A 15,384-nucleotide genomic window follows, 5' to 3' on the forward strand; every position below is an offset into this window, starting at 1 on the left:
CCGCACCAGGAAGGAACAGCTCATGCGCGGCATCATCCTCGCCGGCGGGTCCGGCACCAGACTGCGCCCGCTGACCAGCGTGCACTCCAAGCAACTTCTGCCGGTCTACGACAAGCCGATGATCTACTACCCGCTCTCGGTGCTGATGCACGCCGGGATCCGCGAGGTCCTGATCATCTCCACCCCGCACCACCTCGACGTCTACCGCGAACTGCTGGGCGACGGCGGGGACCTGGGCATCGAGCTCAGCTACGCCGTCCAGGAGAACCCCGGCGGCCTGGCCCAGGCCCTGCTGATCGGCCGGGAGTTCGTCGGCGACGAGGACCTCTGCCTGGTGCTCGGCGACAACATCTTCTACGCCCACGAGCTGCCGACCATGCTCCGCCGCGAGGTCGAACGGCTGGACGGCTGCACCCTGTTCGGCTACCCGGTCAGCGACCCGGAGCGGTACGGCGTGGCCGAGATCGACGAGAACGGCGCGATCGTCAGCCTGGAGGAGAAGCCGGACCGGCCGAAGTCCAACCTGGCCGTCACCGGTCTGTACATGTACCACAACGAGGCCCTGGACCGGGCCGCCCGGCTCACCCCGTCGGCCCGCGGCGAGCTGGAGATCACCGACCTCAACCTGACCTACGTGCGGGAGAACCGGGCCCGGCTGGTCAACCTCGGGCGCGGCTCGGCGTGGTTCGACACCGGCACCCACGACAGCCTGCTGGAGGCCTCGACCTTCGTGCAGATCCTGGAGAAGCGCCAGGGCATCCGGATCTCCTGCGTGGAGGAGGTGGCCTACCGGATGGGCTTCATCGACCGGGAGCAGCTGACCCTGATCGGCAAGCGGCTCTCGTCCTCCTCCAGCTACGGCCAGTACGTCCTGGAGCTGGCCGGCGCATGACCCCGCCGACCGACACCGCACCGCACGACGACGCGCTGGTGGAGCCCCGCACCCGTACCCACGGTTCGACCGTGGGCCCGGGCTGCTGGGTCCGCCACGGCGTGTCCCTGGAGGACAGCACGCTGGCCGCCGGCGTCTTCATCGGCTTCCGCAGCGCGATCGCGGCCGCCGACTTCGGGCCGGGCGCGATGGTCGCCTCCCTGGCCCGGGTCGGGGAGCCGGGCGGCGCCCGGGTCACCGTCGGGGCCGGCGCCTGGATCGCCGCCCGGGCCGTGGTCGCCCCCGGCGTCCGGCTCGGCCGCGGCGCGGTGGTGGCGGCCGGCGCCCACGTCACCCGCGACGTCCCCGACGACACCATCGTGGTGGGCCGGCCGGCGCGGATCCTGCGCCACCGGACACCGGTCGAGGACGGCCTGCCGGACCCGTCGGCGATCGTCGCCCTGGTCCGCCGCCGCGCACCCCGCGCGGTCACCCTGCCGCCGAGCTGGCGGGTGGGCACCGGCGGGCTGCTGGACGCCGAGTTCGGCGGCGGCGTGGACGTCCGGATCGGCCCCGGGCCGATCGCGCTCGGACGCCCCGACGGGCCGTCGCCCCTGGGCGGCATCCGGCTCGGCACCGGCGTGCGGATCGGCGCCCGCGCCGTCCTGGAGGCCGGCGGCGGACTGTCGGTCGGCGACCGCACCGTCCTGGGCCCCGACGTCCAGGTCCTCTCCAGCGGCCACGACCTGGGCCGGCGTTCACTGCCCTGGCGGGCCGGCCCGGTCTCGATCGGCGCGGACGTGCTGATCGGCTCGGGCGTCACCGTCATCGGGCCCTGCACGATCGGCGACCGGGCCCGGGTGGCCGACGGCGCGATCGTGGTGGGCGACGTGCCGGAAGGCCGCACCACCCACGGAGTACTCACCCCTTCCGACACCAGGAGCCCGCGATGAAGATCCTGTTCGCACCCGCCGCCACCGGCTCGGGACACAACATGCGCGTCCTGTCGCTGGCCCGGGAGATCCTGGCCCAGCAGCCCGACGCCGAACTGACCGTGCTGCTCGGCTCGTTGCAGTCCACCTTCACGCCGCTGTTCACCGAGGCCGGCGTGACGGTGGTGGACCTCGCGGCCGGCCGGCCGGTGGACTACGCCACCAAGAGCAACCTGGGCCGCCGGATGGACTGGGACGGCTACATCGGCGGCTACCTCGCCCCGGCGTTCGTCAACGGCGAGCGGATCCTGCAGTACCTGGCCCTGATCCAGGAGCACCGGCCCGACCTGCTGGTCAGCGACTACAACATGTCCGCCAGCATGGCCGCCGCCATCCTCGGCACCCGGCACGCCCTGGTCACCGAGCGGTACGACTTCACCCTGTACCAGCTCGACGACCAGACCCTGGTCGACGGCGGCTTCGACATCGAGCCGGAGGACCTGCGGCGCGGCCGCCAGGCCCTGCACGCCTGCTTCGAGTGGATCGTCTCCGGCGCCGAACTGGTGCTGACCGACAAGCCGCTGGTCCCCGAGCTCGACGAGGGCACCGCGGTGGCCCGGGCCCTGCGCCCGGGCGGCAACGCGGTGTTCACCGGCCCGATGGTGCGCCGGATCCCGCCGTCCGACGCCGAGGGCAAGGCCCGCGCCGAGCTCGGCATCCCCGAGGGGCCGCTGATGGTCGGCTCGGTGGGCGGCACCACGATGTTCCTGGAGAACAAGCAGAAGGTCGTCGACCGCTACCTGGAGGCCTACGAGCTGCTCCGCGGGCAGCACCCCGACCTGCAGTTCGTGCTGCTGGGCCGGGAGCCCGTCCCGGCGCCCGAGTCGGTGATCCAGCTGCCCTACCTGCCGGAGTGGATGCCGCTGCTGCGGGAGGCCAACGTGCTGCTCTCCGCGCCCGGCTGGATCACCGTCACGGAGGTGGCGGCGATGCGCATCCCGACCGTCTTCGTGCTCGGCAGCCTCGGCGAGTACCACGAGGTCGAGGCGGCCCGCAGGCTCGACCTGCTCGGCTTCCCGACCTGCATCGACCCCACCGCGGAGCAGCTCGCCGCGACGGTCGCCCCGCTGCTGGCCGTCCGGCCCGACCACGAGGCCCCGACTCCGGGCCAGCTCGCCGTCGCCCCCGAGGGCCCGGGCACCGCGCTCGCCGCCCGGCACCTGCTGGCGGCCGCCGGCCGCGCCCGCTGATGGCGGCACCCGCCACCCTCGCACTGCCCGTCGCGACCCGGATGCTGCTGGCCAGCGACGGCTCCACCACGGTGCTGCTGGAGTCGCTGCTGGGCCGCCGGCTGTCGGTGCGGGTCTCGCTCCAGCACCGGGTCGGCGCCGGCCAGGCACCGCCGCAGGCCCTCGCCTCGCTCGGGCTCGGCCCCGAGCACACCGTGGTCGAGCGCCACTCGGTGCTGGTCACCGACGACGACGAGGTCGTCAGCCGCAACCTGGTGGTCTTCACCGCACCCCCGCGCGGCTGGTCCGGCGCCGCCAACGACGCCGTCCCGCTCGGCCACCGGCTGCGCGACACCCTGACCCTGCAGCACCGCCGGCTGCTCGGGAGCGGCACCGACCGCTGGAGCCCGGACGACGAGCCGTGCGCCTACAAGGAGTACCTGATCAGCTGCGACGACGGCGCCCGCCTGTACGTCCACGAGCGCTTCGACCCGCGCTTCGTCCCGCTTCCCGAAACCGTCTGAGACCGACCGAGGAGTCCCGATGTCCCGACCGCCCTCCCTGCACGACTTCTTCACCGAGAACTTCGTGGACGCCCGGGGCCGCGTCCCGGCCGTCCTCGGCCGGGACGCCGCCGACCCGGTCACCCCGGACCGCACCCTGCGGGACGCGGCCCTGGCCGTGCTGGTGCTCGCGAAGGCCGAGGAGCCCGAGCTCACCCGCACCCTGCTGACGGCCCTGCGCGAGTTCGACGACGCACAGGCGGCCGGCTTCCACGAGCTGCTGGACGTCACCGGCACCGTGCACCCCGTCGGCGACGTGCGCACCCCCGCCACCCAGGCGCTCGCCTGGTGGGCGCTGCACCACGCGGGCACCGCCCTGGACGACCCGGCGACGGCCGCCGAGGCCCGGGCGGGGCTGCGCCCGCTGGCCGAGTCCGTGCTCGCCGGCGGCTGGCCGGCCCGCCTGCACCGCGACGGGGCGACCGTGCTGGACGGCGCGAGCCTGCTGGAGCAGGTCGCGGTGCTGGTGCTGGCCGCGCACGCGGTGGACGACGGCGACGCGTTCTGGGCCTCGTTCCTGACCGCCGCCGCCGAGCAGCTGGCCGCGTTCGACTCCGCGGACGGCGCCTGGGCGGCACTGACCGCGCGCGGCGAGCCGGACGCCTTCCACGGCTACCGGCTGCGCTCCAGCGCCCTGGCGGTGCTGGCCTGGTCCGCCCTGCACGAGCGCGCCACCGCCGCCGGATCGCCGGACCTCGGCGCCCTGGAGCACGCCCGCAAGGTGCTGCGCCACCTGGACACCCACGAGCACACCCGCGGCCGCGGCCTGTGGGACCGGGTGTCCGCCGACTCGCAGACCCGGGTCGACCCGCTGCTGGCGCAGTACGGCCGCCCCGACTCGCCGTTCCCCGCGAAGCTGATGCCCGACCACGCGCTGGCCGTGCTGGCCGCCGACCGGGTCGCCGAGCTGTCCGACGACGTGTGGGCCAAGGAGCTGTCCGCGCTGGCCGCCGCCGAGCTCTGGCGCTACACCGACACCGCGGTCGGCGGGATCTTCCAGGGCCAGGGCAGCTGGTTCTCCACCCCGGTGGACGCCACCGTCCCGCTCGCCCGGCACGTCATGGTGCCGCCGCGCTCCGCGGGAGCCTTCTCCGTCGGCAACACCGCGTACGTGCCGTTCCACGAGAAGCACGCCACCACCCAGCTGCTGGCGCTGGCCGCCCTCGGCGACCGCGAGCAGCCCGCGCCGACCGTGCCCGGCCCGGCCCCCGAGCTGAAGCCCTGGCCGCTGGAGCGCGACCTCTCCTACGTCTCCCGCGAGCCGCTGTCCGAGGGGCTGATCGACCTGCCGGCCTACCTGGCCTGGCTGCGCTCGACCGCCTCGGGCCTGGGCTACGGCCTGACCCCGTACCGGGCACCGCTGGGCCTGCGCTCGGACCGCACCGCACAGACCTTCTCGGTGCTGCACGTGGTGTCCGACCTGATGGCGCTGAACGAGCCGATCGCCAACCGCGACCAGCTGCTGGCCGGCATCTACGCGACCCAGAACCCGGACGGCGGCTTCGGCGAGCAGCCCAGCCTGCTCTCGGAGGCGTTCACCACCTACTGCGCGGTGCTGACGGCGACCGTGCTCGGCGGCACGGACTACGACACCGACCAGTGCGCCGCGTTCCTGCAGGCCTGCCAGCACGCCGAGGGCGCCTTCGGCAACGCCCCCGGCTACCCGGGCGACGCCTGGCACTGCAACCTGGCCGTCCTGGCGCTGCTGGCCCTGGGCCGGCGCCCGGAGCGGGAGGCCGACCTGGTCGCCTACTTCGCCGCCTGCCGCAACCAGGACGGCGGCTACGGCAACCAGCCCGGCCACCCCTCGGACACCTTCGCGACCTTCCGGGTGGTCGACACCCTGATCGCGCTCGGCCTGGAGCCGCCGCGCCACGAGGAGACCATCGCCTGGCTGCGCGGCCTGCAGACCGAGGCCGGCGGCTTCCGCTACCGCCCGTCGGGCCCGGAGAGCTTCGTCGGCTCCTACCACGCGATCGCCTCGCTGTACGTGCTGGGCTCGGAGCCCGCCGACCCGGCCGCCTGCCGGGCCTGGATCGCCGCGCGGCAGAGCTCGGACGGCGGCTTCGGCCGGGTGCCCGGCGGCGCCTCGGAGACCACCGACGAGGGCTTCATCGCGATCCAGGCGCTGCACATGCTGGAGGGCAAGCTGAACCCGTACTGGGCCGTCATCATGACCTGATCCCGGGTCACCCCGGGCGACCGCGCGGGGCTCCGCACGCCCCGCGCGGTCCACCACCCGCCATGCGCCGTTCCCCACGGGCCGCAGGCCGCTCGCCGCACGCCGCACGCCGTTCACCACGACCGAAGGACACCTTCCGATGATCTTTGACTGCCACCAGCACGTCGTCCTGCCGACCTCCGCCCAGATCGCCGCGATGGACGAGGCGGGCATCGACCGCGCGGTGCTGCTGTCGACCCTGCCGCACATCGAGCACTCCACCGACATCGCCTCGTTCAAGAGCGAGATGTCCGTGCTGCACCGGGTCCTGCAGGGCGAGGCGGACGGCCGCGAGCGGCCCAGCCGGGAGCTGCGGGAGGCGCTGGCCGAGGGCGGCGACCGGTTCGTGGCCTTCGGCAAGGTGCCCGTGGGCCTGTCGTACGAGGACACCGTCAAGGCGCTCCAGCAGGAGGTCCTCGAGCCCGGCTACGCCGGCGTCGGCGAGCTGACCTTCGGGTCCGACGAGGCGGCCAAGCTGGAGCCGGTGTTCCGGGCCGTGCAGGAGGCCGCGGTCGGCGGTCGGGCGCTGCCGCTGCTGGTGCACGGGTTCGCCCCGCAGACCGCCGGGGACATCCGCACCACGGCCGAGCTGGCCCGCCGCTTCCCGTCCGTACCCGTGGTCATCGGCGTGCTGGGCGGCCTGAACTGGCTGGAGACCATCGAGCTGGTGAAGGAGATCCCCAACCTCTACCTGGACCTGGGCTCCTCCTTCGTCTCGCTGGCACCGCGGCTGGCCGCCGCGGAGGTGCCGGAGCGCTGCCTGTTCGGCTCCAACACCCCGTTCGCCGACATGTACACCAACCGGATCCTGGTGGAGCGGGTGATCCCGGACGCCGGCGCCCGGGCCCGGGTGATGGGTGAGAACCTCGCGGAGCTGCTGGGGATCGCGGGCTGAATCTTCACCGAATCTGACGATTCGACAGTCTGACTGAACGTCAGAATCCTTGCAGGGGGCGGACGGGAGCGATTCCCGCCCGCCCCCGCTGTCATGTAGGTCACGTTTCACCGGCCCGGGGCGGCCATGGCGCGGATTTCCGCTGGTCGCAGACCTCGTGACGCTCTGTTATTTAAACCAACCAGTTGCATGAAAAGGACTGATTGAGTCACCCTTACGTCATGCTAGTCCCCGAGATCCCCGCCAAAGCTTCACAGACCCCGGCCGCACGCCGGCTCGGCCGAACCGGCCCCCACCTGCCCTGCGTAGGACTCGGCACCTGGCGCCGCTTCGACCTCCCCGCCGGGCGCGAGCACCTGGCCCGCGAGATCGTCGCCCTCGCCCTCGCCCACGGGGTGCGGGTCTTCGACACCGCGCCCGTCTACGGACGCTCCGAGGAGGTGCTGGCCCGCGCCCTGGGCACCGCCCGGCAGGAGGCCTTCGTCGCGACCAAGATCTGGGCCGACGGCCCCGCCCGGGGGAGGCGCCAGTTCGAGAACCAACTGCGCCTGTTCGACGGCCGGGTCGACCTGCTCCAGCTGCACCACGTGATCGGCTGGCGCAACCACACCGACTGGCTCCAGCAGGAGCGCGAGCGCGGCCGGATCGGCCGGATCGGCCTGACCTACTGGCGCGACCACGCCTTCGGCGGCGGCACCGCGGCCGACCTGGAACAGGCCATGCGCACCGGCGTCTACGACACCGTCCAGATCCCGCTGAACCCGCGCGAACGCGCCGTCGAGCAACGCATCCTGCCGCTGGCCCGGGAACTGGGCATCGGCGTGCTGGTGATGCGCCCCTTCGCCGAGGGCGGCCTGCTGAACCGCACCCCCGACCCCCGCCGACTGGCGGCCGCCGCCGACTGCACCGACGCGTCCGAGGCCCTGCTCCGCTGGGGGCTGTCCGACGAGCGGGTGCACGTCACCCTGCCCGCCACCCTCGACCCCGCCCACCTGCTGGCCAACGTCGCGGCGGGCGCCGCGCCGCCCCTGACCGCCGATCAGCGCACCGCACTGGCCGAGCTGTTCGTCTGACCCTGCCCATCGCCGCCACTGACGGAAGGATCGACACCCATGAACAGTTCCACCGCAGCGCTCGCCTCCGCGGGCTTCCGGCTGCCCATCGTCCACGGGCCGTCCAACGGGGTCGGCAAGCTCGCCCCGCGGGAGGCCTTCCACGTCAGCCTGCTGGGGGCGCCCGCCATCCGGATCAACGGCGAGCCCGTCAACATCCGGGGCGACGCCACCAGACGAGTCCTGGTCCACCTGGTGCTCTCGTCCCCGCACGTGATCCCCAACCACCGGCTGATCGAGTCCACCTGGGGCGGCAACGAGCCCGACAGCGCGATCGACCAGATCCGCAAGATCATCTCCAAGCTGCGCCACGGCCTGCCCGACGGCAAGGACCTGATCCGCACCGAGCCCGGCGGCTACCGGATCCTGCTCAACGCCCAGCAGAGCGACGTCGTCCTGTGGCGGGACGCCGTCCGCCGGGCCCGCGTCCTGCTGCAGAACGGCGAGGAGCGGGTCGGCCTGGAGCAGTTCACCGACGCCCTGGACCTGTGGCGCGGGCCAGCCCTGGACGGCCTGGAGGGCCACCCCTTCGCCAACGAGGCGGTCTCCCTGCACGAGGAGCGCAACGCCGTGCTCGAGACCTGGTGCCAACTGGCCGTCAAGCAGCTCGGCGCGCCCGCGGTGGTCGCCCGGCTGCGCCGCGAGGTCACCCAGCGGCCGCTCCAGGAGCGGCTGTGGGAGCTCCTGATGACCACCCTCGCCACGTCCGGCCGGGTCCTGGAGGCCCTGGACGAGTACAACAACCTGCGCAAGATCCTCTCCAACCTGCTCGGGGTGCTGCCCTCCCCCCACCTGCAGGCGCTCTACCGCAGCCTGGGGACCAGCGCCCACGGCCTCGCCGCCGCCCCGGCGGCCCCGACCGTGCCCAAGCCGCGCACGGCCGACCGGACCCGCCCGCAGGTACCCGACTGGATCAAGGAACTGCTGCGCGGCCAGGAGCCCAACCCCGGCTACGTGATGGACTCGCGCTGGAACATCCTGCACGGCAACCACGCCATGAAGCGCTGGTTCCCCTCGCTGGCCGGCGACGACGCCAACCTCCTGCGCTGGGCCCTGGCCGACCCGATGGCGAGGGTCACCCTGCACGACTGGGACAGCCACGTCCTGGTCTACCTCGGCATGCTGAAGCTCGCTCTGTCCAAGCACCCCGGCGACCCGGTCCTGACCGGCATCCTGAACGCCTTCAAGGCCCGGGGCGAGCGCGCCTCCACCCTGATGCGGGACGCCATCGAGGTCGAGACCCGCGAGAACCACCAGTACACCGTCAGCGTCCCGCAGATCACGCCGGCACCGGTGCAGGTGGTCTCCCACCTGCTCACCCCGATCGGGAACCCCGACCTGCGCATCGTGATGCTCACTCCGCCCCAGGGGCGGCCCGTCGTCTGACTCCCCCGCGGGAGCCGCTGGAGGTTCGGACACAGGTCGGACAGCGCCGTCCACCTGTTCTCCGACACCCGCCGGGCGGCACCGGGCGGCCCTGCTCAGCACCGGGCGGCCCGCACATCGCGGCCGGGCCGCCATCAGCTTGCAGCCGCGAGCATCACCTGTCAATCCGGTGACTCGCAGGCGATAACTCCCCACCAACTCCATAGGGCAGAACCCTACCCTCGCTGCGTCACCGGCTTGACTGGTGACGGTCACATCGGGCAGTCTCATCACCTGTCAGGACGGTGACGGGGCCGACGAGATCGGCCCGTCCCGTCGTCGGGAGGTCCGAAAGGTGGGGTTCGACGTGGTGGACATCAGGGGTGGGCGCAGCCGGCTGGCAGCCGGAGCGGTCTCGGCACTCGCGGCGGGCCTGGCGCTCAGCGCGTTCGCCCTCACCGGGATCGCCGACGGCGCGACCACCGGCGCCGGGGCCGACGCCTTCGGCGGCCGCGCCAGGCCGACCATCGTGCTGGAACACGGCGCCTTCGCCGACGGCTCCAGCTGGAACGACGTCATCGCCGAACTGCGCGCCGACGGCTACCCCGTGGTCGCCGCCGCAGACCCGCTGCGCGGACCCGCCTCCGACGCCGCCGCGCTGCGCACCGTCCTGGACCACGTCAAGGGCGACAAGATCCTCGTCGGCCACTCCTACGGCGGCAACGTCATCAGCCAGGCCGCCACCGACGACCCGCTGGTCAAGGGCCTGGTCTACGTGGCCGCCTTCCTGCCGGCCCCCGGGGAGAGCGCCCTGGAGCTCACCGGCAAGTACCCGGGCTCCACCCTCCCGGACGCCCTCGACCCGGTCACCTACCGGCAGGCCGACGGCAGCACCGCCACCGACCTGTACATCCGGCAGGACAGGTTCCGCCAGCAGTTCGCCGCCGACGTGCCCGCCGACCGGGCCGCGCTGATGGCCGCCGCGCAACGCCCCGTCGCCCAGTCCGCACTGACCGAGAAGGCCACCTCCGCCGCCTGGGAGACCAAGCCGAGCTGGGCCGTCGTCACCACGCGCGACCTCAACATCCCGGTGGCCGTGCAGCGCTTCATGGCCGAGCGCGCGCACGCCCGCACCACCGAGGTCGCCGCGTCCCACTCCGTGGCCGTCTCGCACCCGCGCCTCGTCGCGGACGTCATCGAGCGGGCCGCCCGCGCCACCGCCCGCTGACCGGGACGCCGGCGAGGCACCGCGCGCCGGCGAAGGCAGTCGGATGACTCAGGGGTGACGGCCCAGCGGCCGCGCCCGTGAGCCGCACCGACCCGCAAGGAACCAGCCCCACCGCCGGGTGACGCCGGCCCGGAACGCCGACGTCACCGGCCAGAACAGTCACGCATTGTGAGGACACCCCATGGCAGTCGTACGGCTCTCCCTCGTCTCCACGCTCAGCACCGAGGACGTGCTGGCGGTGCTGACCGACTTCGGCCCCTCCCGCCCGGGGGCCTGGTCCACCATCGACGCCGACCACTTCGAGGTCCACGACCTCGGCGACACCTGGGCCGAGGTCACCGAGGGCACCGCCGCCGCCTGGGAACGCGCACGCTACGACTGGCAGCCGGGCGGCGACACCGTCACCGTCACCACCCTGGACTCCAAGCTGTTCGGCGCCGGTGGCGGCTGGGTCTTCCGGATGACCCCGGAGGGCGACGGCACCCGGGTCGACGTCGAGCTGACCAGGCGGCCCACCACCCTCAAAGGCAGGATGCTCGCGGCGCTGCTGCCCGTCGCCGCGCCGCCGGCCCTGCGCAAGTCCCTCGCGGGGCCGCTGCAGGCCGCCTGACCGGACCGGACACCCGCCCGATCGCCCGACCCGCCCGATCGCCCGACGGGGTACCGCACCGCATGACGAAGGGGCCGGCAGCACGCGCTGCCGGCCCCTTCGTCATGCGCGCCCGTCGCGCGTCCTGCGGCCCCGTCACGCGTCCCGCCGCCCGCCGCGGCCCGGCAGTCGACCGTCAACTGACCGATGCCCGCGGTCCGCCCCCGGCCGAGAGTGGAGCCACACACGACGCACCCCGGAGGGGAACCCCTGCCATGCACCGAGACCGATCACCGCTGCGAGCACCCGCGGCACCCGGGCAGCTGCCCGCGCTGCTCCTCGACCTCGACCAGCTGCTCGACGAGTTCACCCGCCACCCCGTGCGGGCGGAGTTCCGCTTCGACCCGGCACTGCCCGCGGTGATCACCGTCGAGTTCCTGGCGGAACGCGGCCCGGGCCTCGTCTGGCGGTTCGGCCGTGAGCTGCTGCACGGCGGACTGACCTCGATGAGCGGCTGCGGCGACGTCCGGATGTGGCCCGCCCAACCCGGCGAGCGGCCCTCGTCCTGGCTGCTCCTCGAATCGCGGGAGGTGGAGGCCCTGTTCGAGGTGCCGACGGCACCCCTCGCGGCCTGGCTCGACGCCACCTACCGGATCACCCCCGCCGAGGCGGAGCTGACCGGACTCGACTGGGACGGCTCCCTCCGCCGGCTGCTCGACGGACCGGGAGCGCCCACCGCGTGAGTGCCGCCGCCCGCCCGCCGGGTGCACCCGCCCCCGGGCCCACCGCCGGGCCCCGGCCTTCCGCACGGCCCGCCCCCACCCCGGCCCCCGACACAGGAGACACCCCGTGAGCCTGCCCGAACCGCGACCCGGCCAGGACGGCCGAGTCGTCATCGACGCCGCCTTCAAGGCGGACGCCCCCGCACGCTACGCCCGGCTCCGGGCGCTCGGCCCCGTCCACCCCGCCGAGTTCCAGACCGGACTGGAGGGCTGGGTGGTCGTCGGCTACGACCTGGCCCGGGAGGCCCTCACCCACCCCGCCCTGCTCAAGGACGCCACGCCCGCCGCCGAGGCCCTCGCCGCCGCCGGCTTCGTCCTCCACCAGCCCTCGGTCGGGCTCGGCGCGCAGATGCTGGAGGCCGACCCGCCCGAGCACACCCGGCTGCGCACCCTCGCCGCGGCCGCGTTCACCCCCCGCCGCACCGCCGAACTGGCGCCGCGCATCGAGCGGATCGCCCACGGGCTGATCGACGCGATGCCGCCGTCGGGCGTGCTCGACCTCGTCGAGGCCTTCAACGCCCCGCTGCCCGCCGTGGTGATCGCCGAACTCCTCGGCATCCCGCCGGAGCACCACCTGGACTTGCGCCACTGGGCGGGCGAGGCGCTCCAGGTCGACTCCCCCGGGCACCGCCCGGCGCTCGCCGCCCTGCACGCGCTGCTGGCCGGCCTGATCGCGGACAAGCGCCGCCACCCGCAGGACGACCTGCTCTCCGCCCTGGTGGCCGTGCGCGACCAGGAGGACGGCCGGCTCTCCGAGCAGGAACTGGTCGGCACCGCCATGATGCTGGTCGTCGCGGGCTACGAGAGCACCGTGAACCTGCTGGGCAACGCCGTGCTGGCGCTCCTGCGGCACCCGGACCAGCTGCGGCTGCTGCGCGAACGCCCCGATCTCCTCCCCGGCGCCGTCGAGGAGTTCCTGCGCCACGACACATCCGTCGAACGCTCGACGAACCGCTACGCCGCGACCGACCTCGAACTGGGCGGTGTGCGGATCCCCCGCGGCGGGATGCTCACCGTCGCCCTCGGCTCGGCCGGCCACGACGCCCCGCAGGCCGGCGGTGATCCCGCGGTCCTCGACGTGACCCGGCCGGCGGCCCGCCACCTGGCCTTCGGGCACGGCGTCCACCACTGCCTGGGCGCCCCGCTCGCCCGTCTGGAGACGGTCGTCGCGCTGCGCACCCTGCTGTCCCGCGTCCCGGAGCTGGAACCGGCCGCCCCGGTCGACTCGCTCGACTGGATCGGCTCCGGGATCATCCGGGGCGTGCGGTCGCTCCCGGTGCGCTACCGCGTCGGCTGACCGCACCGCACCGGCGCGGACAAGCCGTCCCGACGCGGACAAGCCGTCCCGACGCCGACGCCCCGTTCCGGCCCGCAGCACGGGGCGCGGGCCGGAACGGGGGCGGGGTGGGGCGGGGTGGGGCGGGGTGGACGGGCGGGGCGGGCCGACAGGGGGAAGAGTTCGGGGGCGGCCCCGGGGGTCAGTGCCGGGAGGGCAGGACGCAGCGGAAGCTCGTGGCGACGCCCGGGTCACCGTGGCCCGAGTAGCGGGAGACCGCGGGGTAGCGGCAGAGGTCACGGGCGACGCTCTGCCCGGTGGCGGTGACCAGGGTGGCCGGAAGCGTCGCGGGGGCCTCGCCCCGCTCGACCCAGGCGGTCAGCGCGGCGAGGTCGTCGACCGTTCCGGCGCCGCGGTTGAGGCCGCAGTGGACCGCCCCCGGCACGAGGAAGAGCCGGTAGAAGTCGTCGACCCGCCCGGCACCGCCCATCGTCCGCTCGACCTGCCGGCGGTAGTCGACGGTGCCCTGGGCGGGGACGTACTGGTCGGCCTGGCCGTGCCAGCTGAGCAGCTTGCCGCCGGACCTGTGGAAGGCCGACAGGTCCGGGTCGTCGCTGCCGATGATCCCGCCGTACTCGGCGCGGGACTGCTCGAACAGCCGGGTGAACTGGCCGTAGGTGATCGTCGAGACGTCGAACGACGGCTGCCTCTTCAGCCAGGTCGCGACCCAGTACTGCGGCACGGGGAACGGCGCGCCCTTGACCGCGCCGTCCGCGTCCGGCTCCGTCACCCCGGCCAGCGCCGACAGGTCCGCGCCGACCGGGACGCCGGACCACAGCCGGCGGCCCGACTCCGTGCGCGGGCCCTCCCAGATCCTGCGCACCACGTCCGCGACGGCCGCGGTGACGGTCAGCTCCCGGCCGTCGCACACCACCGTGGTGCCGATCAGCCGGCGCGGGTCGAAGTCGCACCGCGCGGCGTCGTTGACCAGGCCGTCCCGGATGCCGTCCAGCGGGTCGCAGGCCTTGACGGCAGCGTCGGTGAAGGCCTTGAACTCGCAGGCGGACGGGTAGGTCCGCTCGTTGTTCATCACCACCTGCGGCCAGAGGGTGGCCACCTCGAACGCGTCCCAGTGGACGGCGGGCGCGTTGGCGAGGATCCCGTCGAAGTCGTCCGGGTAGCGCTGGGCCTCCGTGTAGCCCTGCCGTCCCCCGGTGGAGCAGCCGTTGAAGTAGGAGTAGGAGGGACGAGCGCCGTAGACCCCGGCGACGACCTGCTTGCCGACGACCGAGGCCTCGTGCTGGGAGCGCGAGGCGAGGTTCTCCAGCAGCGCGGTGTTCACCCTCCCGGCGCCGTCCAGCCCCCAGCCGACGTCGACGGCGTCGCCGAGGCCGGCGTCGGTGGTGGTCGCCGCGTACCCGTTCTTGACCGCGGTGCCGAGTCCGACGCCGTTGTCCCCAGCCGCGTAGGCGCTGCCGCCGAGTGCCTGGAAGCGGCCGTTCCAGCCGTCCGCGGGCAGCCAGGTGCGCACCCGGGCGTGGTCGCCGTCACCGGGGTGGGTGAGGGTGACGGTCACCTCGCAGTAGGCGGGGACTCCGGTGACGGTGCCGCCCACGACCCCGGTGCCGTCGACGGTGCCGCCCTCCCGGCGCAGCGCGGTCACGGATTCCACCCTCGTCCCGGCGGGGGCGGTCACGGCGGGGGTCGAGCAGCGGGACGCCGCGGCGACGGAGCCGTCCGCGGACGCCGCGGACGCCGCCGGCAGGTTCACCGCCGCGACCAGCGGCACGCCGGCCGCGAGGACGGTCAGGAGTCGCTTCATGGGTTTCCCCTCCAGGGAAGTGCGTAGAGGTCCGCAGGTCTGCGGGTGCCCGCGGGCTCGGGGTGCGCGGGCTCGGGGTGCGCGGGTGACGGCCGGGCGTCGGAACGGCCAGCCTGACGTCACCTTTCCGAGCGGTGACTCTTCACCTCTTTCGAGGGCATTCCGGCCGGCCCCCGGCCCTTGACATGCCGATGAACGCTGGCGTACTACGGCACGGCGACCCGGCCCGGACTGCCGTTCGCCATCCGGTTTCGTCACCCTTTCAACTGGTGACGATGCTGGCATGGCGTCACCTGAGCTGTCAACGAGGCGGCCGGGAGCGCCCCTTGACCGCACGGTCGACCTCCGGAGGCCCGCCCGCCCGGAAAATGCCGAGCGGACCGGCGAGGGCGGCTGTTACGCTCGGATGGACACGAACCGTGTGATCGAGGAGTCGCAGACGTGGTGGGTGAAGACGACATCTCCGGGTGAGACCCGGTCCTGACGGCCGCCGTCCGGT

The 15,384-nt window shown here is 73.9% G+C and carries 13 protein-coding genes; 12 read left to right on the top strand and 1 reads right to left on the bottom strand.

Annotated features, from left to right (window positions below):
* Window positions 1–22: 22 nt before the first annotated feature.
* The 12 genes from rfbA (at window position 23) to ACIA8Q_RS15715 (ending at window position 13,084) form a co-directional block, all read left to right on the top strand.
* Window positions 23–892 (top strand): glucose-1-phosphate thymidylyltransferase RfbA, encoded by an 870-nt coding sequence (gene rfbA, locus ACIA8Q_RS15660; protein WP_360211067.1) that lies wholly within the window; start codon window positions 23–25, stop codon window positions 890–892.
* Complete coding sequence (locus ACIA8Q_RS15665) at window positions 889–1,824, top strand: acyltransferase (protein WP_387899672.1); 936 nt, start codon at window positions 889–891, stop codon at window positions 1,822–1,824. Before rfbA ends, ACIA8Q_RS15665 begins: the two co-directional genes overlap by 4 nt.
* Entirely contained in the window at window positions 1,821–3,053 is a 1,233-nt protein-coding gene (locus tag ACIA8Q_RS15670; RefSeq protein ID WP_396317301.1) for a hypothetical protein, read from the top strand. The genes ACIA8Q_RS15665 and ACIA8Q_RS15670 overlap by 4 nt, the downstream gene beginning before the upstream one ends.
* Window positions 3,053–3,556, top strand: coding sequence for a hypothetical protein (locus tag ACIA8Q_RS15675; protein ID WP_360211073.1), 504 nt, complete (start codon window positions 3,053–3,055; stop codon window positions 3,554–3,556). Before ACIA8Q_RS15670 ends, ACIA8Q_RS15675 begins: the two co-directional genes overlap by 1 nt.
* 19 nt (window positions 3,557–3,575) lie before the next feature.
* A complete protein-coding gene (locus ACIA8Q_RS15680) occupies window positions 3,576–5,777 on the top strand; it encodes a prenyltransferase/squalene oxidase repeat-containing protein (protein ID WP_360211075.1) in 2,202 nt (733 codons plus the stop codon).
* A gap of 139 nt (window positions 5,778–5,916) precedes the next feature.
* Window positions 5,917–6,711, top strand: a complete 795-nt coding sequence (locus ACIA8Q_RS15685; RefSeq protein ID WP_360211077.1) for an amidohydrolase family protein — start codon at window positions 5,917–5,919, stop codon at window positions 6,709–6,711.
* A 221-nt stretch (window positions 6,712–6,932) separates the two neighbouring features.
* Complete coding sequence (locus tag ACIA8Q_RS15690) at window positions 6,933–7,784, top strand: aldo/keto reductase (RefSeq protein WP_360211079.1); 852 nt, start codon at window positions 6,933–6,935, stop codon at window positions 7,782–7,784.
* Window positions 7,785–7,823: 39 nt separating this feature from the next.
* On the top strand, window positions 7,824–9,209 hold the full coding sequence (locus ACIA8Q_RS15695) for a BTAD domain-containing putative transcriptional regulator (protein WP_396317302.1): 1,386 nt from the start codon (window positions 7,824–7,826) through the stop codon (window positions 9,207–9,209).
* A gap of 346 nt (window positions 9,210–9,555) precedes the next feature.
* Window positions 9,556–10,416, top strand: coding sequence for an alpha/beta hydrolase (locus ACIA8Q_RS15700; protein ID WP_360211083.1), 861 nt, complete (start codon window positions 9,556–9,558; stop codon window positions 10,414–10,416).
* Between the two features lie 181 nt (window positions 10,417–10,597).
* Window positions 10,598–11,026, top strand: coding sequence for a hypothetical protein (locus ACIA8Q_RS15705; protein WP_360211091.1), 429 nt, complete (start codon window positions 10,598–10,600; stop codon window positions 11,024–11,026).
* 254 nt (window positions 11,027–11,280) lie between these two features.
* Window positions 11,281–11,748: an SsgA family sporulation/cell division regulator gene (locus ACIA8Q_RS15710; protein ID WP_360211093.1), complete on the top strand. Its 468-nt coding sequence runs from the start codon at window positions 11,281–11,283 to the stop codon at window positions 11,746–11,748.
* Window positions 11,749–11,854: 106 nt separating this feature from the next.
* Entirely contained in the window at window positions 11,855–13,084 is a 1,230-nt protein-coding gene (locus tag ACIA8Q_RS15715; RefSeq protein WP_360211095.1) for a cytochrome P450, read from the top strand.
* Between the two features lie 181 nt (window positions 13,085–13,265).
* Here ACIA8Q_RS15715 and ACIA8Q_RS15720 read toward each other — a convergent pair whose 3' ends face one another.
* Window positions 13,266–14,885 carry a tannase/feruloyl esterase family alpha/beta hydrolase gene (locus ACIA8Q_RS15720; RefSeq protein WP_360211097.1) on the bottom strand — a complete coding sequence of 540 codons (1,620 nt, stop codon included), beginning with the start codon at window positions 14,883–14,885 and terminating at the stop codon, window positions 13,266–13,268.
* Window positions 14,886–15,384 lie beyond the last annotated feature (499 nt).

This window comes from Kitasatospora sp. NPDC051705, from assembly GCF_044453265.1.
In the GTDB taxonomy this organism is placed as follows: domain Bacteria; phylum Actinomycetota; class Actinomycetes; order Streptomycetales; family Streptomycetaceae; genus Kitasatospora.